Consider the following 25,114-nt stretch of genomic DNA (forward strand, 5'->3'; position numbering starts at 1 on the left):
GACCTGGCGCAGGCCAGGGACGTGACGTGGGTGCGCACCCAGGCGGAGCTGGCCGAGGCGGGGGAGCTGCCGCCGTGGATCGGCGACGAGGCCGTGCACCGCAGCCACCGGTCGTCGCTGGTGCGCAAGTTCCCGGAGCACTACCGCCGGTTCTTCCCGGACGTGCCGGACGACCTGCCCTACGTCTGGCCGCCGACGCTGACCCGCACGGTGAACCCGTCGGAGTCCTGACCCATCGCCACGTAGTCGCATGTCCGGTGCAGGATCCACAGCCCGAGCCCCGCCGTCCTGGTCGCCGTGGTCGGCACCAGGCCGGCCAGCGGGTCGGACGGGCCGGGCCCGCGGTCCGTGACCGCGACGACCACGCGCGACTCGTCGGCCCACAGCCGGAACCGCACCGGCGCGACGCCGTGCGTCAGTCCGTTCGTGACGATCTCGCTGGCCGCGTAGACCACGTCGTGCGCGCCGTCCTCGGACAACGCGATCGCGCCGAGGACGCCGCCGACCGCCTCCCGCACCGCCCCGGCGCTCGCGTCGACCAGGTCGACCAGCGGCGCGCACCGCTCGAGCTCGTCCGCGACCTGCCTCGTCCCGGCGAGCCCTTCCCGGAAACCGGGGTTGACCTCGTGCGTGCCCAGCGCCGTCGCGATGTTCGGGTGCGTCCTGACCACGTCGGCCAGCACGTCCTCAGGCGTCGTCCGCATGTCGTACGGGCACAGTCCCCACACCGGGAACTCCGCGTACGCCTGGTTCACGGCCGCCTCGTAACGCGCCCACCAGTCCCACGACGCCCCCGTGCCCGGATGCGGGACGTCGCCGACCACGCGCATCTGCCGGGCGCCCGCCTCGGTGTGCTCGTGGAAGAAGTCGCGGTAGGTGGAGATGGCCTCGGACGGCCGCGAGTACTGGTCGGCGCCGGGCAGGTACACGACGTCGGCGCCGAGCGCGCTCCGCACCAGGCCGGTGTTCTGCTCCGCGCACGCCACCACCACGGCCTCGTCCGCGCGCAGGCCGTCCTCGAGGAACGGAACCACCAGCGCGAGGAAGTCGTCGTCCGAGCCGTAGAAGGCGGTCTCGTGGAAGAAACCGGTCACGCCGGTCGATGCTACGCGGAGAACCCGTGAGCCGTGCGAAAGAATGTCCTGTCTCTTTTGCACTCGTGGGGCGCGCCCACGGCGTTCTGACGCGGACTGCGCTACGGTCGAGCCCGGGTTGAGCAGCCAGCCCGTGTGGCGGTAGTGCCGTCCAGCAGGAGGTTGCCGCGTGCAGACCTACGGTGAAGTCCCGTTCCGCACCACCAGGGAGAGCAAGGGCGCCGCCGTCCTGGTGCACATCGCCGGTGAGCTCGACCACTCCACCGCCCCGGAGCTCGCCGACTGCCTGGGCGAGGCCGTCCGGTCCGTCGTCCCGCCCGCACCGGTCGTCGTGGACCTGTCCGGGGTGAGGTTCCTCGGCGCCCAGGGCATCGGCCTGCTGCTCGCCCACCAGGACCTCTGCCTGCGCCGCGGCAGCGCGCTCGTCGTGGTGGCGAACACCGCCGCCGTGCTCCGGCCGTTGCAGGTGCTGGAGCTGACGGCGGTGCTGGGCGTGCGCTCCTCGGTGGGGGAGGCGGTGCTGCCGCGCCAGGCGTCCCGGTCCACTCGCGAACGAGGCGTGCAGGACCGGGCCTGATCCTGGTGGACTCCCCGCGAGGGCGTCATAGCATCGGCGGCATCATCCGGTAGCTCTCGCCGTAGTAGTCCGCGGTCCGGTCGCGGTAGTCCTCGTCCTCGCTGTACTCCGGGGCGTTCTCGATCTGCTCCTTCGTGCGGTCGACGAAGACCTTGCGCTCCCGGTGGTCGACGCGGTGCACGACGCCGACCGGCAGCACGACCTTGCGGCCGAAGATCCACGGGCCGGTGTCGACCATCAGGCTGTCGTGGGGCACCTTGGCGTTGTCCTGGTCCACCTTGCCGATGCCGCCGTCGGTGGCCTCGACGTGGTAGCCGATCAGGCTGGTGTCGGGACGCTGGGCCAGTGCCTCGTCGTCGTGGTCGGGTTCCTCGGTCCAGGACGGGTCGCGCCACACCCACGGCAGGAACGGGATCGGTTGCACGTCGGAACTCCTCTGTCAGCGGTCTCGGGTCACGCCGTCGGCGAGCAGGGACAGGCCGATGCCGAGCAGCCACACGTCCTTCGCCAGGCCGATGCCCTGCTCGGTCGGCCGGATGCTGCCCTCGTGCCGCATGCCCGGCGTCTTCACGTAGAGGCCGAGCAGCGCGCCGGCGAACCCGGTCAGCGCGGCACCCGCCACGGCGGCCGGGACGAACGGCGTCAGCAGCAGCACGCCCGTCGCGATCTCGCCGGCGGACAGCAGCGAGGCGAACCGGCGCGCGTCGAGCTTGCCCAGCACCGGATAGGTGCCGGACGCGAAGCCGTGCAGGTGCTCGGCCGTCTCCTGGTCGGCGTTGCGCTTGCCGAGGCCGGAGTTCAGCACGAACGCACCGGTGGCGATGCGCGTCGGGAGCTGCCGCAGCAGTGTTCGGGTGGACATGTCCAGACCTCCTCGGGGTCGTGGACTCGCCGGGTACCCCTCACCCCCTGCCGAGGAACTTCCTCATCATCGCGATCTGCGCGGTCCTGGACCTGTCGATGCGGTCCGCCAGCTCCCGCACCTCGCGGTGGGCGCCGCTGCCCGCCTCCCACCTGGCCATCTGCACGGCGTCGTCCTGGTGGGCGATCATCACGTCGAGCAGCCTCTCGTCGAACGCCCTGCCGTGCAACGCCGCCAGCCTGCCCACCTCCTCCGGGTCGGACCGGCGCACGCCGCCGTGGCCCGTGTGCGCGTCCGGCGGTGCCGTCAGCGGCTCGCCCCACGACGTCAGCCAGCCGCGCATCGCGTCGGCCTCGGTCTTCTGCGTCGACGCGATCGCGGCCGCCAGCATGCGCACCTCGTCGTCCTGGGCGCGCTCACCGGCGAGCGCCACCATCGCCACGCCCTGCTCGTGGTGCGGCAGCATCATCTGCAGGAACATCACGTCCAACGGGTCGCCGCGCAGCACGGTGTCCGGTTGCGCGGTGCAACCGGACACCATGAACGCGAGCAGCAGCACCAGCAACCGCATCACAGGCGTCGCCAGAGCGCGGGCGTGTTCGGCGGTTCCCACCCGGCCAGGGCGGTGTGCGCCTGGAGGCACTCGTAGCTCGCGCCGCCGTAGGTGACGCGGGCGCCGACCTGGTAGGTCGTGCCGGCGGCCCAGGTCCCGCCCGCAGGCGGCGGAGTCGTCGTGGTGGTGGTCGTGGGTGGCGCAGTGGTCGTCGTGGTGGTCGGGGGCGGGGTGCTGCCACCGCCGAAGTCGACGTCCGAGCACGTGTAGAACGCCTCCGCGCTGCCGACGACGCGCTGCCAGATCGAGTAGAGGACGTGCCGGCCGCTGCGCTGCGGGATGGGCAGCGTCCAGTTCGTGAACGTCGTCGGGTTCTGGTTGGTGAAGGTGGCCAGCGGGACGAGGTCCGACCAGCGCAGCGGCATGGTTGGGTTCCAGCCGTCTCGCGTGAGGTAGAACTCGAAGTTGCTGTTCGAGTGCGGCGCCGTCGCGTGGTAGGTCACGGTCAGCGACCCGGCGGAGATCCGCTTGGCCGGCCAGTCCGCGCGTTGCAGGTCGAGCCCGCGGTACTTGTCGCGGCCCGCGCTGCACAGCTTGCCGTCCGGGATGAGCTGGCGGTGGCGCCCGCCCGCTTCGAGCAGCGACACCTCGTTCCAGTCGTAGAACGCCTGCGTGCCACCGGCGGCCACGGCGGCCTTGCACGCCTCGGACTTCGGGGACTCCGGACCTTCGTTCTTGCACGTGTAGACCCGGCTGGCGGGGTCGGACAACGTGCCGTGGGCGCTCGCGACCGTGGTGGGGACGAGGAACGCGACGGCCAGGGCGGCGGATGCGGTGATGCTCGCGAGGGCGAGCCGGACGGGTGCCTTCATTGCTCCTCCTGGCAGGGGGAGGCGGCGACGGTCCTCGACGAGGACGCGGTCGCGTGGCGGGTTCGGCGGCCCGTGCCCGAGCCTAGCCAGCCGGCCGGACCGCCCGCGACGGCCGACCGACGCAAATCACCGCAGGTCGTGGCGCCCGTTCGGTCCCGAGATCGTGGCGACGAGAGCCGGTGCGGGTCCGGTTCGAACGTCCACATCGGCGCCGAGCTCCCGCAGCCGTCCCGCGAACCCGCGGGGGTCGGGGTGCTCGACGCGCACCGACTCCAGCGTCAGTCCGGCGGGAGCGGAGAGCGCCGGGCTCGGGGTGTCGCCCCAGCTGATGAAGAACGGCACGACTCCGGCCGTCAGCGCGTTGGCGGTGAGCCGCCAGCGCAGCAGCTGACCGTCCACGGTGAGTCGCTGACCGTCGATCACGCCGCCGAGGTCCGCGACGCGTTCGATGTCGTCGGTCTGCAGCGCCCAGCCGACCAGTCCCGGTTCGCGCACACCGTCCACTCCGTACGGACGCGGCGACGCCGGCTCCGGCTGGCGCGGGTCCGGGGCGACGATCTCCAGGTACGTCCGGGGCCCGAGCGCCAGCAGCCGGTTGTGGGTGCCCTGGCCGAGGTGCTGTCCGCCGCCGGCGGCCCGGACGCCGAACCGCGCCTCGATGCCGGCGACCGCCGTGTCGAGGTCGGGGGCCGCGTAGACGAGGTGGTCGATCAGCACCCGTCCATCAGAGCACAGGAGCCCGTGCAGAATGCGGGTCGTGACGGTCACCTTGTCCGTGCCTTCGGTGGGAGCGGAACCCGCGCTGCGACTGCGGCCGTGGGAGATGGACGATCTCCCGGCCCTCCTCTCGGCGCACGAGGACCCCGCGCTGCGCCGCTGGCTCGCCACCTCGCTGACCGGCCCGGCGCAGGCGCGGCAGTGGCTGGACGCGCAGGCCGAGGGGTGGGCGACCGCGACCCGGTTCAGCTTCGCCGTGACCTCCAGCGACCTCGTGCTGGGCCATGTCGTGGTGAAGGCCGCGGCGGCCGAGGTCGGCTACTGGACTGCCGCCGCCGCTCGCGGGCGTGGAGTCGCCACCCGTGCGCTGGAGGCCGTGTCGCACTGGGCGTTCCAGACGTTGGAGCTGCCCCGGCTCGGCCTGGTGCACGCCGCCGGGAACCACGCGTCCTGCCGGGTGGCGGTCAAGTGCGGTTTCGCGCTGCACGAGGTGCTCCCCGCCGCGCCGCCCGCGTTCCCTTCGGAGGGGCACCGGCACGTGCGCTCGCGGTGAGTCGGACGGCAACAGCCTGTCGCTCGCTGCGCTGCGGTAATTCACCCGGATGTGGCACCCCGTTCACCTGGAACGGCAACCCGGCGCGGCATGGAGATCCTCGTAGTCGTCGTCGTGGTGACGGCGCTGGTGTTCGACTTCACCAACGGGTTCCACGACACCGCGAACGCCATGGCCACCTCGATCGCGACGGGCGCGTTGCCGCCGCGGGTCGCGGTCGCGGTGTCGGCGGTGCTGAACCTCGTCGGCGCGTTCCTGTCGATCGAGGTCGCGCGCACCATCTCGTCCGGGCTCGTCGACGAGACGCGGATCGGTCCGGCCGTGGTGTTCGGCGGCCTGGTCGGCGCGGTCGTGTGGAACCTCGCGACGTGGCTGCTCGGCCTGCCGTCGAGCTCGTCGCACGCGTTGTTCGGCGGGCTGATCGGCGCCACCTGGGTGGCCGCCGGGTCGGACGCCGTCCGGTTCGGCGCCGTGGTCGAGAAGGTGGTCGTGCCCGCGATCGCCTCGCCGTTGATCGCGGGACTGGTGGCGGCCCTCGCCACGTTCGCCGCCTACCGGCTCACCCGCGGCGCGAAGACCGCCCAGCGCGGCTTCCGGTACGGGCAGATCGCCTCGGCATCGCTGGTGTCCCTCGCGCACGGCACGAACGACGCGCAGAAGACGATGGGCATCATCACGCTCACGCTGATCACCGCGGGCACCCTGCCCGCCGGTGCCGCGCCGCCGCTGTGGGTGATCCTCTCGGCGGGCACGGCGATCGCGCTCGGCACGTGGCTCGGCGGCTGGCGGATCATCCAGACGATGGGCAGGAAGATCACCGACGTCGAGTCGCCGCAGGGCTTCGCGGCCGAGACCGGCGCCGCCGCGGTCATCCTCACGTCCTCGCAGCTCGGGTTCGCGCTGTCGACCACGCACGTGTGCGCGGGCGGCGTGGTCGGGTCCGGCATCGGCAAGCGGCTGGCCGACGTCCGCTGGACCGTCGCCGGGCGCATGGTCCTCGCCTGGCTGCTCACCCTGCCCGCCGCCGCGGTCGTCGGCGCCCTGGCCGGCCGCACCGCCTCCGCGGGCACCGCCGGCGTGCTGGCCGTGGCGGCGGTCGGTCTGCTGGTCGCGGTCGGTTGCTGGGTCCTGTCGCGCCGCAACCCCGTCGGCGCCCACAACGTCAACGCGTGAGGAGAGCTGCTGTGCACATCGACTGGTCGGGACTGGGACAGGTGCTGGGCGTCTCGCTGGTGCTCGGCGTGGGCGTCGTGACGCTGTTCTCCGCGGGTCTCGCCTTCGCCGACCGCGGCAACAAGGTGGTGCCCGCACTGAGCTTCACGGCCTGCGTCGCGGTGGTGCTGTACGGCATCTACTTGGTGGCCGTGCACTGATGCGCACGCCTGGACGCTCCGACGTAGAGTCTGCGCAATGAGCGACGAGAACGTGCTGGGCCGCATCAACGAGCTGGTGGACGAAGAGCACAAGCTGCGTCAGCAGCTCGCGTCCGGTGAGATCTCCTCGGACGAGGAGCACGCCCGGCTGCGGTCTCTGGAGGAAGCCCTCGACCAGTGCTGGGACCTGCTGCGCCGCCGCCGTTCCGCCCGCTCGCAGGGCGAGAGCGCGGAGGACGTGCAGGCCCGCTCGGTCGGCGAGGTCGAGGGCTACCTCCAGTAGCCGCTACCGGCGGTCGCGGAAGATCACCCACCGCATCACGCTGTACATGAACGCCGCCTCGCACGCCCCGGCCACGACCCGTGACAGCTGGTACTGCAGTCCCAGCTCGGTCAGCGCGCTGCCGACTCCCAGGATGAACGCCAGGTAGTTGAGCAGGATCGCCACCGCGTACAGGCCCGCCTGCGGGCCGACCGGGGCGTGCGAGCGGAAGTTCAGGGCGCGGTTGAGCACGAAGCTCAGACCGAACGCCAGCACGTAGGCGACCGTGAACGCGACGGGCAGCGGCAGGCCGAGGCCGCCGCGGAACAGCGTGAGCAGCAGCAGGTCGACGCCGAACGTGAAGCCGTTGATCAGCGCGAACCCGAGCAGGCTGGCCGGGACCCGCGACAGGCCGAACGGCAGCCGCCGGACTACGGCCTCCATCACGCCGTGGAACCTCGTCCCGAGGTCTTTCTCGTTGCTGCCCAAGGTGGTCTGGTCCCCGCCGGTCATGGTCACGACAGTGCCACGGCGGCGTGGGGTGAACCGGGCGGAACGGGCGGCGCGGGCCAGGCCGACCGCAGGAGTTCAGCGCCCGTGCCGGTGTTGTTCGGGTGGTCTTCACCGGCGTGGGCGGGCGTTAGGATCGGCTGTTGACCTTCCGCCACGCCGTCGGGCTCATGCCGAGGTCGCGTCTGTCCACTGAAGACCGGTCCATTGTCGACCGATTGAACTCGTACGATGTTGCTTCGCCCCAACGCATTCGTTTTAGTTGCTAACCTTTACGAATTCGGCCGGACCGGGGTCCGACGCCATCTAAGCTGCGCGCCGTGACGGATGCGACGGGAAGTCTGGTGGCGCAGCGCTACCGGCTCGTGCGGGTGATCGGCGCCGGTGGCATGGGCCGGGTCTGGCTGGGCAGGGACGAGGTCATCGGCCGCGAGGTGGCGATCAAGGAGCTGCTGCTGCCCGCCGGGCTCGACGAGCAGCAGCGGGCGTTGCTGTGCCACCGGGCCATGCGCGAGGCCCAGCTCGCGGGCCAGCTCAACCACCCCGGCATCGTCACCGTGCACGACGTCGTCGAGTACAACGGCACGCCGATGATCGTGATGGAGTTCGTGCGCGGCGGCTCGCTGTCCGATCTGCTCGAGGACCGGGGCGCGTTGCCGCCGGACCAGGTCGCCTACATCGCGACGTCGATGCTGAGCGCGCTGCGGGTGGCCCACGAGGCCGGCATCGTGCACCGCGACCTCAAGCCCGCCAACGTGCTGCTGTCCGGCGACCGCGTCGTGATCACCGACTTCGGCATCGCGCGGCTCACCGGCGACGTGCCGCTCACGACCGACGGCTCGATCGTCGGCACGCCCGCCTACATGGCACCCGAGCAGGGCACCGGCGCGCCGATCACCCCGGCGACCGACCTGTGGTCGCTCGGCGCGACCCTGTACGCGGCGGTCGAGGGCAGGCCGCCGTACCAGGGGCAGGACTTCATGACGACCCTGTCGATGCTGCTCACCCAGGAGCCGGCGCCTCCGGTTCGTGCCGGGCACCTGTCGTCGTTGCTCGGCGCGTTGCTGCGCAAGAACCCGGCCGAACGCGCGTCCGTCGACCAGGCCCTGGCGTTGCTGGCCGGGTCGCCCGTCGTGCTGCCGGTCGTGGCCAAGCCCGCTGTCAACCGGCGGACGTTGCTGCTGGCCGGCGGAGCCGCGGTCGCCGTGGCTGCCGGTGGTACCGCGTGGTGGTGGTCGTCGCGGAGCGAGGACGGTGACCTGGCGCAGCTGCCGAGCACGAAGAACGACAGCAAGCCGGCCTCGAACAAGGAGGGCGGCTCGGAGGAGACCTCCTCGGTGGCCCAGCCGGGGCGGCCGGAGGAGTTCACCGAGCACGTCCAGCTGGTCGACCACAAGGCGGCGGTCTCGTCCCTCGCGTGGAGCCCCGACGGGAAGCTGCTGGTCAGCGCGGAGGACGGCCTGGGGACCGACGGCGCTGTCGTGCGGATCTGGGACGTGGCCGCGGGCAAGCTGATCGGCACCGTCCAGAACCCGGACGGGCCCGGCGGCGCGTCGGCGTGCGCGGTCGCGATCAGCCCGGACGGCAGGATCCTCGCGGCCGGCGGGAACCGGACCGGTGACTTCACGACCTACCTGTGGAACCTCTCGGACCGGTCGATGATCGGCGGGCTCGACCAGAGCCGGTCGATCATGAAGACGTTGCGGTTCCACCCCGATGGGAAGAGTTTGGTCGGGGTTACGCACACCGGTCGTCTTCAGGTCTGGGATGTTGCCAGCCGGACGGTGAAGATCGGGCTCACCGAGGCTCAGGGGAGCACCGACCTATCGTTCTCGCCTGACGGGAAGTTGCTCGCTTACGCCGGAGTGAAGTACCAGGAGATCAAGATTGTCGATCCGTCTTCCGGGAAGGCCGTCCGGACCATCAACGACTCGACTGGGCATGGGGGGTCGTTTTCGCCTGATGGCAAGACGTTGGCTGTTGTTGATGGTGATGGCACCAACAGCATGCAGTTGTGGGATGTGGCCAGTGGGCGGAGTGTTGCGGTGTTTCCGCGGGTTGATGACGGTCTGACTTTGTCCGGGGCGTTGTTCCATCCTGGTGGGGAGACTGTTGCCGCTTGGGGGCAGGGGAATTTCGTCCAGTTGTGGGATGTCGGGGGTCGGCGGATTCGGGCTGTCGTGGTGGGGGCGGCTGGGCAGGTCGAGGCTGTGGCGTTCGATCCTGCTGGGGAGCGGATCGCTGTGGGTGGGGCGGACAAGGTGGTTCGGGTTTGGAAGATTTGACTGGGTTGCGTTCCCCTGTTGTGTTTTCCCTGTCGCCTTGCGTGCTTCCACCTGGGGGCTCCGCCCCCAGACCCCCGGCAATCTGATCGGGGGCACCACGCCGCTGGCGGGTTGATGGCACGCCTGTTGCTTTGGGCGGCTGGCGGTTGCATAGGTGGTTGCGTTGCGGTGGGTGCCCCGTCACAAGCCGCACCAGGAGCGAGCCACACGTGAGGGGTGAGGTCAAGTCGACGAAAAGCGTGTCGACTTGACCTCACCCCTCAGATGCAGCAAGAGCTGTGGCGCGACTCGTGACGGGAACCCACCGCGGAGAGCTTCGCTCAAAGACCAAAGACCAAAGACCAAAGACCAATGCTCGCCTTCGGCTTTGCGTCAGGTGTTGTCGAAGGTGGTCAGGATTCTTGGTAGTGCGAGTTTGGGTGCCTTTGCGTGGTCGACTGTTATGCCCAGGTCGATCAACTCGCTGGTGGCGTGGTGGGCCTTCAGGCGGGTGTCGCAGTACGCGGAGGTTTCCAGGAGCGTGTCCCTGTCGCCGGTTGAGGAGTAGATCGACACCGGGACGCTTGGGCGCCAGTCGCAGTAGCTGTCGGCCTCCTGCAGTTTGGTGCGGAGGATGCCGGTCGGGGTCTTCACGCGTTCCAGGTAGGAGTCGGTGAAGAGTTCCGGGATGGTTCTCGGGAGGTTCGGGAAGATGTCCTCGTTGCGGTGGTCGCCGTCGAACAGGGACTCGATCGTCGGGTCGCGGAAGGCTTCTGCCGGGGTGTCGTAGAGGTGGTGGACGCGGTTCCAGGCGACTGTCCAGTAAGCCATGTACGCGACGCTGTTGGCGATCTCGTCGCGGACGCCCTTGGCCACCAGCTGGCTCGGGTGCAGTGCCCCGGCTATGGGGGCCAAGCCGCCTAACTGGAGGTGTCGGTCGGTGCCGGACTGCAGTGCCTTGCCCAGGGCCATGGTGGCGTGGCCGCCCTGGGAGTGGCCGGTGACCATGATGCGCGGGTCTGGGCGGAGGCCCTGGCGGGCGGCCAGTTTGCGGGTGGCTCGCAGGGCGTCGACCGAGGCCGTGACGGTGGACGGGGCGTCCACGTACGGGTGCAGTCCTGGGCCGGTGCCCAGGCCCAGGTAGTCGGGGGCGGTGGTGAGGTAGCCGGCCGAGGCGAAGAAGAAGGCCGTGGCCCGGTCGTTGCCGTCGTTCACCGAGGCCACTGAGCCCCGGTAGGCCGTTGTGCCGTGCAGCCAGGTGACTTGGCGCGGTGCTTTGTCGTTGTTGCGCGGTGCGGCTACCAGGGCGCTTGCCGTTGTCGGTCTGCCGTGGGCGTCGATGGTGCGGTAGGTGATGCGTTTCGCGTCAACGGAGTGGCGGACGCGGGTGGCGTCCAGGTCGTGGTCCCCCAGGTAGGTGGTCAGCTGGGTGGTGTCCAGGGTGGACACCGGGACGACGTCGAGGAGGTCGCCGCGGGCCGGGTGTGCCGAGGCGGTGGCCGGGATCGTGGCCACGACCACCGCGCCGCACAGGGCCGCCGCCGTCAGTCGAGTCGTGAAGGTCATCCCTCAACGATGACGCGATGATCTTGATTGGACAGTGGGGCTGACCGTAGACCTGGGGTGCGGTTCACCCCACCTCGCGAGTGCGGTGTCACGCACCCGGAGGCTTGGGGCGCAGGAGGCACGTGAGGCGGGCGGTGCAGGTGCGCTTGCCCTCCTCGTCGGTCACGACGATCTCGTAGGTCGTGGTGCTGCGGCCGAGGTGGATGGGGCGGGCCACGCCGGTGACCATGCCCTCGCGCGCCGCTCGGTGGTGGGTGCAGGACAGCTCGAGTCCCACCGCGATCAGGCCGTGCTGCGACGCGTGCATGGCGGAGGCGATGGAGCCGAGCTGTTCGGCGAGGACGGCGTTCGCTCCGCCGTGCAGCAACCCGAACGGCTGGCGGTTGCCCTTGACCGGCATCGTGCCGACCATCTCCTGGACATCCCATCGGGTGATTTCTATGCCCATGCGGACGTGCAGCTGCTCGTCGGCGAACTCCTGCGGCAGGTCGAAGGTCACACGTGCTCCCGAAATGATCCGAACACAGCCCGTAGGCCTCAAGCGAAACTGTCAGACCCCCACCCTAGACTCGGGCTCGTGACTCCCTCAGACGTGAAGCGGCTCCTGCTCATCGACGGTCACTCGATGGCCTACCGAGCGTTCTACGCCCTGCCCGCCGAGAACTTCGTGACGAAGACGGGCCAGGTCACGAACGCCGTGTACGGCTTCACGTCCATGTTGATCAACATCCTCCGCGACGAGAAGCCCACGCACGTGGCGGTGGCGTTCGACGTGTCGCGCAAGACGTTCCGCTCCGAGCAGTACCCCGAGTACAAGGCCGGCCGCTCCTCGACGCCGGACGAGTTCCGCAGCCAGGTCTCCCTCATCAAGGACGTGCTCGCCACGCTCCGCATCCCCACGATGGAGAAGGAGAACTACGAGGCGGACGACATCATCGCCACCCTGACCACGCAGGCCGTGGCGCAGGGTGTCGAGGTGGAGATCGTCACCGGCGACCGCGACGCGTTCCAGCTGGTCAGCGACAAGGTCACGGTGCTGTACCCGGTCAAGGGCGTCTCGGAGATGGGCCGCTTCACCCCGGCCTACGTCGAGGAGAAGCACGGCGTCCGGCCCGAGCAGTACGCCGACTACGCGGCGGTGCGCGGCGACTCGTCGGACAACCTGCCGAACACGCCCGGCGTGGGCCCGAAGACGATCATCAAGCTGCTCAACCAGTTCGGTGGGCTCAACGAGCTCGTCGACCGCGTCGACGAGGTGCCCGGCAAGGTCGGCGAGGCGCTGCGCGGCAACCTGGCGAACATCATCATGAACCGCCAGCTCACCGAGCTGGTCAAGGACGTCGAGCTGCCGTACGAGATCGACGGGCTCGAGGCCCAGCAGTGGGACCGCGACGCCGTGCACGCGCTGTTCGACGAGCTGGAGTTCCGCGTCCTGCGCGAGCGTCTCTTCCAGACCCTCTCGACCGCGGAGCCCGAGGCCGAGGAGGGCTTCGAGGTCTCCGGCGGCGCGATCCCCGCGGGCACGCTCGCGAAGTGGCTCGACCAGAACGCGCGCAAGACCCGCGTCGGCGTGGCGCTGCGCATCACCACCGACCTGGAGGGCGTCGCGCTGTGCACGTCCGACGGCGAGGGCGGGTACGTCGACGTCACGCAGCTGAACGAGGCCGACGAGCAGGCGCTCGCCGCGTGGCTGGCCGACGAGGGCGTCGCCAAGGCGGGCCACGACCTGAAGCTGCCGCTGCGCCGCGTGCGGGCGCGCGGGTGGAAGCTGCGCGGCCTCACCTCCGACACGGCGCTCGCCGCCTACCTGGTGCGTCCCGGCCAGCGCTCGTTCGCGCTCGACGACCTGGCGCTGCGCTACCTCAAGCGCGAGCTGCGCGCGGAGGAGTCGGGCGGCGGTCAGCTGTCGCTGCTCGCCGACGAGTCCGAGGAGGTGCAGAAGGTCGCGACCGGCACGATCCTGCGCGCGCGGGCCGTGGCCGAGCTCGCCGACCGCCTCGACGAGGAACTGGTCACCATCGGCGGCGCCGAGCTGCTGGCCAACCTCGAGCTGCCGCTCATGAACGTGCTCGACGAGGTCGAGGCCGTCGGCATCGCCATCGACGTCGACCACCTCTCCGAGCTGGAGGCGCACTTCGCGGCGGGCGTCAAGCAGGCGGCTCAGGACGCCTACTCCGTCATCGGCAAGGAGATCAACCTCGGCAGCCCCAAGCAGCTGCAGACGGTCCTCTTCGACGAGCTGAAGATGCCGAAGACGAAGAAGACCAAGACCGGCTACACCACGGACGCGGACGCGCTGCAGAACCTGTACGAGCAGACCGAGCACCCGTTCCTGCAGCACCTGCTGTCGCACCGCGACGTCACGCGGCTGAAGTCCACGGTGGACGGCCTGCTGAAGTCGGTGGCCGACGACGGCCGCATCCACACGACGTTCCACCAGACCATCGCCGCCACGGGCCGGCTGTCCTCGACGGACCCGAACCTGCAGAACATCCCGATCCGCACGGACGAGGGCCGCCGCATCCGCCAGGCGTTCGTCGTCGGCGAGGGCTACGCGGAGCTGATGACCGCGGACTACAGCCAGATCGAGATGCGGATCATGGCGACGCTGTCCGAGGACAAGGGCCTGATCGAGGCGTTCAACTCCGGCGAGGACCTGCACACCTACGTGGCGTCGCAGGCGTTCTCGATCCCCACCTCCGAGGTGACGGGCGAGATGCGCCGCCGCATCAAGGCGATGTCGTACGGCCTCGCGTACGGCCTGTCGGTGTTCGGCCTGTCGCAGCAGCTGCGCATCCCGACCGAAGAGGCGCGCGAGCAGATGGAGGCGTACTTCAACCGCTTCGGCGGCGTGCGCGACTACCTCAACGAGATCGTGAAGAAGGCGAGCAAGGACGGCTACACCGAGACCGTGCTCGGCCGCCGCCGCTACCTGCCGGACCTCAACTCCGACAACCGCCAGCGCCGCGAGATGGCCGAGCGCATGGCCCTCAACGCGCCGATCCAGGGCAGCGCGGCCGACATCATCAAGGTCGCCATGCTGGGCGTGTTCCGCGCCCTGGAGTCGTCGGACCTGCGGTCGCGCATGCTGCTCCAGGTCCACGACGAACTGGTGCTGGAGGTCGCCGCGGGCGAGCGCGAGGCCGTAGAGGCCCTGGTGCGCGACCAGATGGGCAACGCCTACCAGCTCCTGGTGCCGCTGGAGGTCTCGGTGGGCGTGGGCCGCTCGTGGGACGACGCCGCTCACTGACGCGGACGCCCAGGCCCGCCACCGCACGACGTGGAAGATCCCCCCATTGGAACTTATAGCCGGTGGGGGGACTTGCCGCAAGACCGGGGGCCGCCCCCACACTTCGTGCCCTGACCTGCGGGTACGAGGGGGTTCGAGATGCGGTTTCTGCTGTCCACGATCGGGTCGCGGGGTGAGGCGCAGCCGGTCACGGCGCTGGCCGTGCGGCTCCAGGAGCTGGGCCACGACGTGGGGGTCGTCGCGCCGCCCGACTTCGCGGAGCTGGTGTCCCGGTAACGGGATCGGCTTCACACCGGTCGGCCCGGTGCTGCGCACCGTCACGCCCGTCAGGCCCGAGGACCTGCCCAGGCTCGCCGAGGAGTCGGTGAGGCAGCAGTTCCGGGTGGTCGGGAAAGCGGCGGAGGGCGCGGACGTCCTGGTGGCGGGCGGCGCGTTGCAGCACGCGACCCGTTCGGTCGCGGAAAGCCTTGGCGCGTACTACGTCTACGCGAGCTTCTGCGCGAACACCTTGCCGTCACCGCACCACGCCCCGCCCGCGATGCTGGGACGCGTACCGGTGAACGGCACGCCCGAGGAGAACCTCGCGCAGTGGGAGCGGCACCGCCAGTACTTCACGAGCTCGCGCTCCACCCTCAACGCCGAACGCGCCGGGCTCGGCCTCGGTGAGGTCGGCGACGTCCGCGACCACATCTTCGGCGACTCCCCGTGGCTCGCCGCGGACCCGGTGCTCGGCCCGTGGCCCGGCCTCGGCGACCTCGTCCAGACCGGCGCCTGGCTGCTCGACGACCGGCGCTCGCTCGCCGCGGAGCTGGAGGAGTTCCTGGACCGGGGCGACCCGCCGGTCTACTTCGGACTCGGCAGTGTGCGAGGAGCGCAGCGGACAGCCGAGGACGCGGTCGAGTCGGCCCGCGCGGTGGGCAAACGCGTTGTCCTGCACCGTGGTTGGGCGGACCTGCGGCTCAGCGGCGACGCCGGCGACTGCATCGCGATCGGCGAGGTGAACCAGCAGGCGCTGTTCCGGCGGGTCGCCGCGGTCGTGCACCACGGTGGCGCGGGCACCACGACGACGGCCGCGGCGGCCGGCGCACCGCAGGTCGTGCTGCCCCACATGTACGACCAGCACTACTGGGGCGAGCAGGTGGAACGGCTGGAGGTCGGCCGGTCCGCGAAGGCCGTGACGCCCGAGGTCCTGAGCGAGGCGCTGCGGCGGAAAGACCAAGCCGCCGAACTGAGCACGCGCGTGCTCACGGACGGCGCGGAGACAGCGGCGCGACTTCTGTCGGAGTTGAACCGGGCCAACTGAGACGTACCGACGTGGTCTTGCTCGTCGGCGGCTTGTTCCGGACTGCTTGCGCTCGTTCTCGGAGGAGGATGGGCCGCGCACGAGGCGATGAACCAGCCACGGGTGAAGGCGGAGAACACCAGCGTCCAGCTCGAAGCTCCCGGAACGGCCGAACTTCCCCGCCTCACCGAGTGATCGCGGATCAGTCACGACCCCTTGGGCGCGGGCGCGAACGGCACGCCCGTGTTCAACGCCTTGGCGCCGACCGCGCACAGCTCGCCGAGCATGCTCACCCCGATGGACAGCTGCGTCGGCGCGTGGCCGCCGACGAGCAGGCCCAGCCCGATGCTCGCGCCGAGCGACGTCACCCACACGACCAGCGTCCACGGCGTGTAGCGCTGCCAGAGGTGACCGCCCCTTTCGAAGAGCTTGATCGTCATCCCCCTCGCCGCCCCGAACGCGAACCCCGCGGCGAGCGGCAGCAGGTAGGCCAGGTGGAACTCCTCCACCGCGCGCACGCCGAAGAACAAGAGGAACGCGGGCGGCGCCAGCAGGTCGCGGGCGTTGAGCGGTTCGCCCCTGAACCTGCGCACCAACACGTACAGCACACCTGCCGCTATCAGCGCATACGTCATCGAGATCCCCCTAATTAGCATGACCCTGCTACTTAAACTAGCAGGGTCATGCTAGAAAAGGGAGGTGTCACCGAGAGTCGTCGATCCCGCCGCCCGCCGCCAAGCCGTCGCCGAGGCGGTGTTCCGGGTGGTCGTGCGGGACGGGGTCGAGCAGGCGTCGCTGCGCAACGTCGCGGTGGAGGCGGGTCTCGCGATCGGCTCGATCCGGCACTACTTCGACACCCACGACGACATGATCGTGTTCGCCGTCGAGGCGCTGATCCACTCGATCGACGAACGCGTCTTCGCCCACGTCAAGGCGATGAAGGACCGGACGGACCCCCGGCGGCCCGGCGAACGCGTGCTCAGCGAGGTGCTCCCGCTCGACGAACGCCGGCGCGACGAAGCCGTGCTGTGGCTGGCCTTCGCGACCGCCGCCCGCACGCGGCCCTCGTTGCTGCCGCACGCCGAACGGCTCTACGACGGGCTGCGTCAGCTCTGCCTGCGGGCGGTGACCGTGATGGCGGAGGCGGGCACCATCGCGGCGTCGCTCGACCTGCGGCTGGAGGCCGAACGGCTGGCGTCGCTGCTCAACGGCCTCACCGTCGACGGGGTGCTGCACCCGGACCGGATGACGCCGGAGCTCACGGTCTCGCTGCTGCGCAGGCACCTCGACTCACTGGCTTAGGCCCTGGCGGTCACCTGCACGTCGCGCGCGGTCAGCTCGACGCCGCACTCCGTGCATTCGACCTTCGCCCGCACGCCGCCGCCGCAGTCGCGGTGGTGCAGGTGGAACGACTCCTCCTCGTCGGGAGCCATCCACTTCTCGCCCCATGTGCGCAGCGCCATCAGCACGGGATAGAGGTCGCGGCCCTTCTCCGTGAGCCGGTATTCGTGCCGTGTGCGGCCGTCGTGCTGATAGGGCACGCGCTTGAGCACGCCCTCCTGCAGCAGCACGTTGAGTCGGTCCGTCAGCACGCTGCGCGAGATCTCCATCGTCGACTGGAAGTCCTCGAAGCGGCGGGTCCCCAGGAAGATCTGGCGGAGCAGCAGCAGCGTCCAGCGCTCGCCCAGCAACGCGGCGGGGCGGCCCAGGGTGCAGGGCAGGCTGGCGAAACTCGCGTACGACATGAGCCCAGGATATCCCTTGCGTTCGTTTTTCGAACTCAGCTACAGTTCGGATTCCGAACTCAGGGGGTCGTCCACATGCGCGTCACCGAGCTCCACCGCGACACCGCAGGCGAGGCCGTCGACGCCGTGTTCGCGGGCCTGTCCGCGCGAAGCCGCTACCTGCGGTTCCACTCGCCGACGCCGCGGCTGACCGCGTCCGCCCGGCGGGCGCTCACCGACGTGGACGGCGAACGGCACGCGGCCGTGTGCGCCAGGATCGGCGGCGACCCGGTCGGCATCGCGCGGATGATCAAGACGGGGGAGTGCGGCGCCGAGATCGCGGTCGCCGTGGTGGACCTGTGGCAACGCCGCGGCGTCGGCCGCCGGATGCTGGAGGAGCTGACGGCGGTCGCGGCGCGGATGGGCGTCGCGGAGCTGCACGGCGAGGTGCTGCCGGACAACCACGCCATGCTCGCGCTCGTGAGGAAGGTGCTGCCGGGCGTGCGGCTGACGCGCGAGGAGGACACCGTCCACCTCAGCTACCCGCTCGCGTGGGTGACCGCGGAGATCACCGACGCCGACCTGGTGAACAGCCTGCAGGGCATCTGAACGGCCCGTCCCCGGGATCGTCCCCAGGGGCGGAGATCACCGCCCGCGCGGGCAGCCGTTCACGGTTGACCCGCGTGAACAGTGAGAACACAGGCCGTTCGACCGGACCAAAACTTCACATCGCCTTGCTACGGTGGCCCGCATGAAGACGTGGGGGATGTTGGCGGTCGCGGCGGCGGCCATCACGTTCGGATCGACGCTGGCGATGCCCGACGTCGCTCAGGCGGCTGCCGAGGGCGGGGTGGTCTGCGGGACGTACGAGGCCAACTCCAAGATCACCCGCAGCGAGATCCTCGCGCGCTCGCGGACGTGGATCAGCGCCCGCGTGCCCTACAGCCAGAGCGACTGCTTCGGCAACAAGTACGGCGCCTACCGCACCGACTGCTCCGGCTTCGTCTCCATGGCGTGGGGTCTGCGCATCTCCTACACGACCCACATCCTCGAGCAGGTCGCGCACCGCATCGACTGGGAGGACCTCCGTCCCGGCGACGCGCTCAACGACCGCGAGAACCACGTCGCGCTGTTCATCGGCTGGGCGGACGCCTCCAAGACGCGGCCGATCGTGCGCGAGCAGGCCGGCCCCGACGGCAGCAGGCCGGTCCAGCGCGTCTGGAGCGCGAGCACCGCCCGCCGGTACGTGCCGCTGCGCTACAACAACCTCGTCGAGTCCGGCGGCGCGAGCTCCGGCAGCGAGAGCCCGGTGACGGACAAGACGATCGTCAACGCGGGCCCGCAGATCTCGAACACCGGCCAGCAGCAGCTGGAGGTCTTCGCGCGCGCGGCCGACGGCACGATCATCACGAACTTCCACAAGACGAGCCGCTGGAACGGCTGGCAGCAGCTCGGCCCCGAGCTCTTCGCCGGCGACCCGGTCGCGCTGATGAACCCCGAGACGAAGATCGTCGAGGTGTTCGCGCGGGCCACGGACGGCAAGGTCTACCGCCGCGTCGACGGCAAGTGGCTCGCGCTTGGTGACGCGGTCGTCGCGGGCGACCCGGTGCTCGCGTGGAACGACAAGACCAAGGCCGTCGAGGTCCTCGCCCGCGGTGAGGACGGCACGCTGCTGCGCTTCACGGACAAGTGGGCGCCGCTCGGCGACCGCAAGGTCCAGGGCAACCCGGCCGTCGCCGGCAAGGACGTCTACGCGCGGTCCGCCGACGACAAGCTCGTCAAGTGGGACGGCGCCACCTGGGCCGACCAGGGCGACACGAAGGTCGTCAGCGACCCGAGCGTCGCCGTCGACCAGGTCTTCGTGCGCACCGCGTCCGGCAGCGTCGAGCAGTACGCGGCGGGCGTCTGGAAGTCGCTCGGCGGCAAGGGCACCGGCGCGCCGTCGGCGGTCTACAACTCGACGACCGGCTCCATCGACGTCGTGCAGCTCGGTGAGGGCGGCATCGCCGAGCATTCCCGCGCCACCGACAACGGCTGGACCACGTGGGCCAAGCTCGGCACCACCAAGGTCTCCGAGGCGCCGACCGCGATGTACCACGCGCAGACCAAGACCGTCGAGGTCTTCGCCCGCACCGACGACGGCAAGCTGGTCCGCCGCTTCTACAAGGAGAAGGCCGGCTGGAGCCAGTGGGCGCTGCTGAGCGACCGCGCCATCAGCTGAGGTTCCGCACCGCCTCCACGACCACGTCGAAGAACCGCTCCACGTCCAGGCCCACGGCCACACGGGCGTTGGGCGGTTCTCCCAGTCTCGCGTGCAGGTCGACCACGGTCGCGCCGCGCGTGTACGTCCCCGACGTCTCGATGCCGACGAACGCCTCGACGCACGCCACCAGCGACGGGTCGATCACCCGCGCCACCGCCACCGGGTCGTGCAGCGGTGGCGCCTCGAACCCGAAGACCTCGCGGTAGGTCGCCGCGAAGAACGTCATCAGGTCGCCGCAGATCCGCCCGAGCGGCCCCAGCGTGGTCAGCCGGGCCACCACCTCCGGCGTCACCAGCGCCTGGTGCGTCACGTTCAGCCCGACCATCGTGACCGGCACGCCGCTGGTGAAGACGACGTGCGCGGCCTCCGGGTCGACGTGGATGTTGAACTCCGCGTACGGCGTCGTGTTGCCGCGCCCGGTCGACCCGCCCATCAGCACGATCTCCCGCACCGCCGCCGTCCCGTACCGCCGCAGGTACGTCGCCACGTTCGTCAGCGCGCCGGTCGCCACCAGCGTGGCCGGCATGTGCGCGTGCATCACGTCGATCGCGTGCTGCTCCACGACGCCGGCGGTGACGGCGCCGAACGCGGGCCCGTCCATGCCGGTGCCGCCGTGGATGTCCTCCGCCACGCGCAGCGGTCCCGCCAGCGGCCGGTCGCAGCCGCGGGCGATCGGCACCGCGATGCCGGCGGCCGAGCAGATCCGCCGGGCGTTCAGCGTGACCTTGTCCAGGGTCTGGTTCGCCGCGACGGTCGTGATCGCGCGCAGGTCGATCTCGGGCGACCCGGCCGCGAGCAGGATCGCGATCGCGTCGTCGTGGCCGGGGTCGCAGTCGAGCACCACGGGAGTCGGCATGGGTCCATCCTGCCGTCCGCTACCGTGCGGAAACGTTTTCAGAGGAGGCCGGATGGCGCGCAGGCGGTACGCGGTGGTGGGCACGGGCTCCCGCGCCGAACGGCACGTCCACGCGATCACGGTCGAGCACGCCGGGACGTGCGAGCTGGTCGCGTTCGCCGACGTCAACCACACCCGGATGAACGTCCACAACGAGCGGCTGGCCGAGCTGGGCCTCGACCCGGTTCCGGCGTACGACGCCGCGGACTTCCTCAAGATGCTCGACGAGCAACGGGTCGACGTCGTCGTCGTGACCACCGTCGACCGCTTCCACGACACGTACATCGTCGAGGCGTTGGACGCCGGGTGCGACGTCGTGACGGAGAAGCCGATGACGACGGACGTCCCGTTGGCCCGCAGGGTCCTCGATGCCGTGGACCGCAACGACGGCACCGTCACCGTAACGTTCAACTACCGCTACAACCCGATCCACGAGAAGGTCCGAGCGCTGCTCGCGGACGGCGCCGTCGGCGAGATCGGGTCGGTGCACTTCGAGTGGCTGCTCGACACCCGGCACGGCGCCGACTACTTCCGCCGCTGGCACCGCGAGAAGGCCAACTCCGGCGGGCTGGTGGTGCACAAGGCCACGCACCACTTCGACCTCCTCAACTGGTGGGTCGGCTCGGTGCCGGAGACCGTCTACGCCCAGGGACGGCTGTTCTTCTACGGCGACGAGAACGGCGCACGCCACGGCCACGCCGACGACGACCGGTTCGACATCGACCTGGAGCGCAACGAGTGGCTGAAGAAGCTCTATGTCGACGCACGGCACGAGGACGGCTATCGGCGCGACCGGAACCCTTTCGAACCCGGTGTGTCCATTGAGGACGACATGTCGGTACTCGTCCGCTACGCCAGCGGGGTGAACCTGACCTACCACCTCACCGCCTACTCGCCGTGGGAGGGCTACCGCCTGATGGTCAACGGCAGCGAGGGGCGCCTGGAGCTGGAGGTCGTCGAGAACTCGTGGGTGTCCGGTCAGCACCCCGCCGTGCACGGTGCCGCTGCCAACCCGGAGCAGGGCTGGGCGAGGCTGTCCGTGCAGCGGCTGTTCGAGGAACGCGCCGACGTCCCGCTGGACTTCGACCGCGAGGGCCATGGCGGCGCGGACCGGCGGATGGTGGACGCGCTGTACGGACCGGCCGGGCAGGAAGACCCGTTGGGGCGCAGGGCGACCCATCGCGACGGCGTGCTCTCGCTGCTGACCGGCTTCGCGGCCGGCCGCAGCATCGAGACGGGGGAGGCGGTCCGCGTCTCCGACGTGATCGACCTGAGCTGAGCGTGCCGGGACGCTGCCGCAAACGTGTCTCGGTTGGCGCGGTGCATTGATATTCCACTCACCCGGGCCGATGCTGAGGACCGCGGTGGCGGTCGCGGGCGTGCCCGAGAAGGGTGGAGACGATGCGTGTTGCGCTGGTCGGAGCTCGTGGGCACGGTGCGCGGCACGTCGAGAACCTCCTCCGGCTGGGCCACGACGGCATCGCGACCTTCGTCGGCGTCGTCGACGTGGCGGACGTGGACGTCCCGGTGCCCGCCTACCCGGACCTGCCGTCGCTGGCCGCCGAGCTGCACCCCGAGGTCGTGGTGATCTCGTCGCCGCCGGGGACGCACCGCGAGCTCGCGCTGGCGGCGTTCGAGCTGGGCTGCGACGTGCTGGTGGAGAAGCCGGCGGCGCTGACCACGGCCGAGTTCGACGAGATCCGCGACGCGGCCGCCGAACGCGGACGGGTGTGCCAGGTCGGGTTCCAGACGCAGGGCAGGGGCTCGTACCGGCGACTGTGCTCGTTGATCGGCTCCGGCGCGCTGGGCGACATCGCGGGCATCGGCGCCGCCGGCCGCTGGGTGCGCACGGACTCCTACTACGACCGCGCGGAGTGGGCGGGGCGGCAGGGTGAGGACGGCACGTTCGTGAACCCGTTCGCGCACGCCCTGCAGAACGCGCTGCTGCTCGCCGACGTCGAGGAGCGGTCCGACATCGCTGTCGAGCTGGAGCTGTTCCGGTGCCGCGACACGATCACCGCCGACGACACGGCGTGCGTCCGCGTCACGTCGGAGGGCGCGCCGCCGGTCGTGGTCGCCGCGACGCTGTGCGCCGCGACATCGTTGCCACCGGTCGTGCTGGTGCACGGGTCGTTGGGTCAGGCCGTGTGGTGGTACGACGAGGACCGGCTCACGGTCAACGACCACCGCATGGCCGTGCCGCCGTCGGTCGACCTGCTGGAGAACCTGATCCGGCACCGCCAGACCGGCGAGCCGCTCGTCGCGCCACTGGCCGCGGCGCGCGCGTTCACGACGGTCGTCGAGCAGTGCGGCAAGGCGGACGTGCCCCTGCTGCCCGCGCGCAGGACCGGTGACCGCGTCGTGCTCGACGGTGTCGACGAGGTCGTCGTCAGAGCCGCGGAGAAGATCGCCACTTTCGACGAGTTGGGGTGCGGTTTCGGGCGGTAGTCTCCCGCCGAGTCCGCTGTGTTCGGGGGTTTCGCGTTGGACACCTACATCGACCTGAGGGACGTCCGGGTGACCGGCTACGCGGCGATGGGGCTGATCGCCCTGGTCGCCGCCGAGTCCGTCTGGGGCACGGTCAACGACTGGTGGGGCGGGTCGTCGTCGTGGAGCTTCCTCGCCATCGTGCTCGTCGTGCCCGCCGGCGTGGCGTCGTTCCTGTGGTTCCGCGGCGCGACCCACAACGCCGAGGCGATCGCGCTGCACGGCGTGCGGACCGTGTCGCAGGTGTGGAAGGCGAGCGACCCCGCCCAGCGCGAGGTGCCGTTCGAGCAGCGCGTGGTGAGCCCGTTGATCAAGCCGTGGCAGTACGGCTTCCTCGGGATGGTGTGCACCGACGTCCTCGAGTCGCTGCTCCTCGACACGCCGCTTTACGTGGTGTTCTCGACGCTGTCCACGCTCTTCGCCCTGGGAGCGGGGGCTCTCGCGTGCTTCCTGGTCCTCCGGATCTCGCTCATGCAGCGGCAGTTCGCGGTACCCGCCCGCAAACGGCGGTAGGTCCTGGTAGACTTCTTCATCGGTTGCGGTTTTGTGTTCGTGTCTTTCACGCTCGCCGAACTTCAGTTGCGAGCGATTCTCCTTCTTCGCGGTGGGAGTGGTCGGCTCGAGACCAACCACCGGGGTGATCGCACAGTGCGGTTCGCCCTTCAGTACAGAAGGAGCAGTACATGACCAACGGCACCGTCAAGTGGTTCAACGCCGAAAAGGGCTTCGGCTTCATCGCGCCGGAGGACGGCAGCGCTGACGTCTTCGTCCACTACTCGGCCCTCAACGGTGGCGGCTACCGCAGCCTCGAGGAGAACCAGAAGGTCACGTTCGACGTCACGCAGGGCCAGAAGGGCCCGCAGGCGACCAACGTCACCGCTCTCTGACGTTCGCTGTACGACGGCAGGGCCTCCGGGACTTCCCGGGGGCCCTGCCGTTTTCGTTAGCCTGGCCCGATGCCGTTGCTCGGACCAGCCGACCCGCTGCCGCACGTGCCGCGGCGGGTCCTCGTCGCCGGGAACGCCGGATCCGGCAAGTCGACGCTCTGCCTGCGCATCGCCCGGAGCCGCGCATTGCGCCGGGTCGAGTTGGACAGCCTCTACTGGGGTCCGCGGTGGACGCCGCGCCCGGAGTTCGAGGCCGAGGTCGCCGCGTTCGCGCGTGAGGACCACTGGGTGACCGAGTACCAGTACAAGGCCGTGCGGCCGGTGCTGGCCCGGCGGGCGGACACGGTCGTGTGGCTCGACCACCCGTTCACGACGGTGATGGCGCGGCTGGTCAGCCGCACGGTCAGACGGCGCGCGGGCCGGGTGGAGTTGTGGAACGGTAACCAGGAATCGCCGCTGTGGTCGGTGTTCACGGACTCCGGGCACATCCTGCGGTGGGGCTGGAAGTCCTACCGGCGCAACCGGGTCAGGGTGCTCGCCCTGGTCGAGGAGGTCGTGGTCGTCCGGTTGCGCGGGCAGGCGCAGGTGGAACGGTGGCTGGCAGGGCCGCTGGCCTCGGTCGGGGAGGAGCGTGCTCGGTGAGGACGGCGCTGGTGCTCGGCGGGACCGGAATGCTGGCCGGATGCGCGCAACGGCTGCTGGGGCGCGGGTGGCACGTCGTGCTGCCGTCGCGGACCCGGCCGCTCATGGCCGACGACGGACCTGGCCGCGCGGCGCGCGCGTCGATCAGCCGCGGCCACCGCCCGACGTGGGTCAAGGCCGACTGGGCCAACCCCGCCGACCTCGCGGCCGAGGTGGCCGACGAGCTGAGCGGCCGTCCGGTGAACCTGCTCGTGGCGTGGGTGCACACCAGCTACCGCGCGAGCGTTCTCACGGCCGTGCGGCACCTTCTGGCCGAAGACGCGCCGGTGGTGGAGGTGCACACGTGCGCGCCGGTGCCGGATCCCGTGCTGCCGCACCCCACGCAACAGGTCCTGCTCGGACACTTCGCCCACGACGCGTCGCAGCGCACGAGCCGTGCGGTGCTCGAAGCCGTCGAACGGGCGTTGGAGGGGCGGCCGCC

General features: G+C 70.5%; 30 protein-coding genes and 1 pseudogene. 19 read left to right on the plus strand and 12 right to left on the minus strand.

Features of this window, described 5'->3' with window-relative positions:
- Positions 1-231: pseudogene (locus VF330_RS18465) on the plus strand (cytoplasmic protein); the annotation flags it as partial.
- Here the strand turns inward: VF330_RS18465 and VF330_RS18470 are convergent.
- A complete protein-coding gene (locus VF330_RS18470) occupies positions 180-1,094 on the minus strand; it encodes a sensor histidine kinase (protein WP_330852862.1) in 915 nt (304 codons plus the stop codon). The pseudogene VF330_RS18465 and the gene VF330_RS18470 overlap by 52 nt on opposite strands.
- Before the next feature lie 169 nt (positions 1,095-1,263).
- Here VF330_RS18470 and VF330_RS18475 point away from each other — a divergent pair, with 169 nt between their 5' ends.
- Positions 1,264-1,671 (plus strand): STAS domain-containing protein, encoded by a 408-nt coding sequence (locus tag VF330_RS18475; protein ID WP_330852863.1) that lies wholly within the window; start codon positions 1,264-1,266, stop codon positions 1,669-1,671.
- A 25-nt stretch (positions 1,672-1,696) separates the two neighbouring features.
- Here the strand turns inward: VF330_RS18475 and VF330_RS18480 are convergent, their stop codons facing one another.
- The 5 genes from VF330_RS18480 to VF330_RS18500 all read right to left on the minus strand — a co-directional run bounded on the left by VF330_RS18480 (position 1,697) and on the right by VF330_RS18500 (position 4,675).
- Positions 1,697-2,095, minus strand: a complete 399-nt coding sequence (locus tag VF330_RS18480; protein WP_330852864.1) for a PRC-barrel domain containing protein — start codon at positions 2,093-2,095, stop codon at positions 1,697-1,699.
- 15 nt (positions 2,096-2,110) lie between these two features.
- Entirely contained in the window at positions 2,111-2,533 is a 423-nt protein-coding gene (locus VF330_RS18485) for a hypothetical protein (RefSeq protein ID WP_330852865.1), read from the minus strand.
- Positions 2,534-2,573: 40 nt separating this feature from the next.
- The gene (locus VF330_RS18490) at positions 2,574-3,104 is read right to left on the minus strand and encodes a DUF305 domain-containing protein (protein WP_330852866.1); all 531 of its coding nucleotides are present in this window, start codon (positions 3,102-3,104) and stop codon (positions 2,574-2,576) included.
- Positions 3,104-3,958, minus strand: coding sequence for a lytic polysaccharide monooxygenase auxiliary activity family 9 protein (locus VF330_RS18495; protein WP_330852867.1), 855 nt, complete (start codon positions 3,956-3,958; stop codon positions 3,104-3,106). The genes VF330_RS18490 and VF330_RS18495 overlap by 1 nt, the downstream gene beginning before the upstream one ends.
- Before the next feature lie 126 nt (positions 3,959-4,084).
- Positions 4,085-4,675: a VOC family protein gene (locus VF330_RS18500; protein WP_330852868.1), complete on the minus strand. Its 591-nt coding sequence runs from the start codon at positions 4,673-4,675 to the stop codon at positions 4,085-4,087.
- 40 nt (positions 4,676-4,715) lie between these two features.
- Here VF330_RS18500 and VF330_RS18505 point away from each other — a divergent pair, with 40 nt between their 5' ends.
- The 4 genes from VF330_RS18505 to VF330_RS18520 all read left to right on the plus strand — a co-directional run bounded on the left by VF330_RS18505 (position 4,716) and on the right by VF330_RS18520 (position 6,884).
- On the plus strand, positions 4,716-5,228 hold the full coding sequence (locus tag VF330_RS18505) for a GNAT family N-acetyltransferase (protein WP_330852869.1): 513 nt from the start codon (positions 4,716-4,718) through the stop codon (positions 5,226-5,228).
- A 90-nt stretch (positions 5,229-5,318) separates the two neighbouring features.
- Positions 5,319-6,401: an inorganic phosphate transporter gene (locus VF330_RS18510; RefSeq protein WP_330852870.1), complete on the plus strand. Its 1,083-nt coding sequence runs from the start codon at positions 5,319-5,321 to the stop codon at positions 6,399-6,401.
- Positions 6,398-6,601 (plus strand): hypothetical protein, encoded by a 204-nt coding sequence (locus VF330_RS18515; protein ID WP_330852871.1) that lies wholly within the window; start codon positions 6,398-6,400, stop codon positions 6,599-6,601. Before VF330_RS18510 ends, VF330_RS18515 begins: the two co-directional genes overlap by 4 nt.
- A 37-nt stretch (positions 6,602-6,638) precedes the next feature.
- Entirely contained in the window at positions 6,639-6,884 is a 246-nt protein-coding gene (locus VF330_RS18520) for a DUF2630 family protein (RefSeq protein ID WP_330852872.1), read from the plus strand.
- 3 nt (positions 6,885-6,887) lie between these two features.
- Here the strand turns inward: VF330_RS18520 and VF330_RS18525 are convergent, their stop codons facing one another.
- Entirely contained in the window at positions 6,888-7,376 is a 489-nt protein-coding gene (locus VF330_RS18525) for a GtrA family protein (protein WP_414675397.1), read from the minus strand.
- A 317-nt stretch (positions 7,377-7,693) separates the two neighbouring features.
- Between VF330_RS18525 and VF330_RS18530 the strand changes: the two genes are divergently transcribed.
- Positions 7,694-9,658, plus strand: a complete 1,965-nt coding sequence (locus tag VF330_RS18530; protein ID WP_330852873.1) for a serine/threonine-protein kinase — start codon at positions 7,694-7,696, stop codon at positions 9,656-9,658.
- A 372-nt stretch (positions 9,659-10,030) separates the two neighbouring features.
- Here VF330_RS18530 and VF330_RS18535 read toward each other — a convergent pair whose 3' ends face one another.
- Together VF330_RS18535 and VF330_RS18540 are read right to left on the minus strand one after the other, a co-directional pair.
- Positions 10,031-11,203, minus strand: coding sequence for an alpha/beta hydrolase (locus VF330_RS18535; RefSeq protein WP_330852874.1), 1,173 nt, complete (start codon positions 11,201-11,203; stop codon positions 10,031-10,033).
- 88 nt (positions 11,204-11,291) lie between these two features.
- The gene (locus VF330_RS18540; RefSeq protein WP_330852890.1) at positions 11,292-11,651 is read right to left on the minus strand and encodes a hotdog fold thioesterase; all 360 of its coding nucleotides are present in this window, start codon (positions 11,649-11,651) and stop codon (positions 11,292-11,294) included.
- A gap of 177 nt (positions 11,652-11,828) precedes the next feature.
- Between VF330_RS18540 and polA the strand changes: the two genes are divergently transcribed.
- The 3 genes from polA (at position 11,829) to VF330_RS18555 (ending at position 15,756) form a co-directional block, all read left to right on the plus strand.
- A complete protein-coding gene (polA, locus tag VF330_RS18545) occupies positions 11,829-14,453 on the plus strand; it encodes a DNA polymerase I (RefSeq protein ID WP_414675398.1) in 2,625 nt (874 codons plus the stop codon).
- Between the two features lie 138 nt (positions 14,454-14,591).
- The gene (locus tag VF330_RS18550; RefSeq protein ID WP_330852876.1) at positions 14,592-14,729 is read left to right on the plus strand and encodes a glycosyltransferase; all 138 of its coding nucleotides are present in this window, start codon (positions 14,592-14,594) and stop codon (positions 14,727-14,729) included.
- Positions 14,730-14,757: 28 nt separating this feature from the next.
- Complete coding sequence (locus VF330_RS18555) at positions 14,758-15,756, plus strand: glycosyltransferase (RefSeq protein ID WP_330852877.1); 999 nt, start codon at positions 14,758-14,760, stop codon at positions 15,754-15,756.
- Between the two features lie 185 nt (positions 15,757-15,941).
- Here VF330_RS18555 and VF330_RS18560 read toward each other — a convergent pair whose 3' ends face one another.
- The gene (locus VF330_RS18560) at positions 15,942-16,370 is read right to left on the minus strand and encodes a DUF1453 domain-containing protein (RefSeq protein ID WP_330852878.1); all 429 of its coding nucleotides are present in this window, start codon (positions 16,368-16,370) and stop codon (positions 15,942-15,944) included.
- Between the two features lie 64 nt (positions 16,371-16,434).
- Here VF330_RS18560 and VF330_RS18565 point away from each other — a divergent pair, with 64 nt between their 5' ends.
- On the plus strand, positions 16,435-17,037 hold the full coding sequence (locus tag VF330_RS18565) for a TetR/AcrR family transcriptional regulator (protein WP_330852879.1): 603 nt from the start codon (positions 16,435-16,437) through the stop codon (positions 17,035-17,037).
- Here the strand turns inward: VF330_RS18565 and VF330_RS18570 are convergent.
- Entirely contained in the window at positions 17,034-17,480 is a 447-nt protein-coding gene (locus tag VF330_RS18570) for a helix-turn-helix domain-containing protein (RefSeq protein WP_330852880.1), read from the minus strand. The two genes, VF330_RS18565 and VF330_RS18570, sit on opposite strands and share 4 nt — an antisense overlap.
- A 75-nt stretch (positions 17,481-17,555) precedes the next feature.
- Between VF330_RS18570 and VF330_RS18575 the strand changes: the two genes are divergently transcribed.
- The gene (locus VF330_RS18575) at positions 17,556-18,068 is read left to right on the plus strand and encodes a GNAT family N-acetyltransferase (RefSeq protein WP_330852881.1); all 513 of its coding nucleotides are present in this window, start codon (positions 17,556-17,558) and stop codon (positions 18,066-18,068) included.
- Positions 18,069-18,210: 142 nt separating this feature from the next.
- A complete protein-coding gene (locus tag VF330_RS18580) occupies positions 18,211-19,680 on the plus strand; it encodes a hypothetical protein (protein WP_330852882.1) in 1,470 nt (489 codons plus the stop codon).
- Here the strand turns inward: VF330_RS18580 and VF330_RS18585 are convergent.
- On the minus strand, positions 19,673-20,578 hold the full coding sequence (locus VF330_RS18585) for a nucleoside hydrolase (RefSeq protein ID WP_330852883.1): 906 nt from the start codon (positions 20,576-20,578) through the stop codon (positions 19,673-19,675). The genes VF330_RS18580 and VF330_RS18585 overlap by 8 nt on opposite strands.
- A gap of 52 nt (positions 20,579-20,630) precedes the next feature.
- On the opposite strand from VF330_RS18585, the gene VF330_RS18590 reads away from it, so the two are divergent.
- From VF330_RS18590 to VF330_RS18615, 6 genes are all read left to right on the plus strand, one after another.
- A complete protein-coding gene (locus tag VF330_RS18590; RefSeq protein ID WP_330852884.1) occupies positions 20,631-21,896 on the plus strand; it encodes a Gfo/Idh/MocA family oxidoreductase in 1,266 nt (421 codons plus the stop codon).
- 122 nt (positions 21,897-22,018) lie between these two features.
- Positions 22,019-23,065, plus strand: a complete 1,047-nt coding sequence (locus VF330_RS18595; RefSeq protein WP_330852885.1) for a Gfo/Idh/MocA family oxidoreductase — start codon at positions 22,019-22,021, stop codon at positions 23,063-23,065.
- Between the two features lie 36 nt (positions 23,066-23,101).
- Entirely contained in the window at positions 23,102-23,617 is a 516-nt protein-coding gene (locus tag VF330_RS18600) for a hypothetical protein (protein WP_330852886.1), read from the plus strand.
- Between the two features lie 170 nt (positions 23,618-23,787).
- Positions 23,788-23,991, plus strand: coding sequence for a transcription antiterminator/RNA stability regulator CspE (cspE, locus tag VF330_RS18605; protein ID WP_325524803.1), 204 nt, complete (start codon positions 23,788-23,790; stop codon positions 23,989-23,991).
- Between the two features lie 69 nt (positions 23,992-24,060).
- The gene (locus VF330_RS18610) at positions 24,061-24,633 is read left to right on the plus strand and encodes an AAA family ATPase (protein ID WP_330852887.1); all 573 of its coding nucleotides are present in this window, start codon (positions 24,061-24,063) and stop codon (positions 24,631-24,633) included.
- On the plus strand, positions 24,630-25,114 hold a 485-nt coding region (locus VF330_RS18615), incomplete at its 3' end, for a hypothetical protein (protein ID WP_330852888.1). The genes VF330_RS18610 and VF330_RS18615, both read left to right, overlap by 4 nt.

The sequence above is a fragment of the Lentzea sp. genome (assembly GCF_036380075.1).
GTDB lineage: Bacteria > Actinomycetota > Actinomycetes > Mycobacteriales > Pseudonocardiaceae > Lentzea.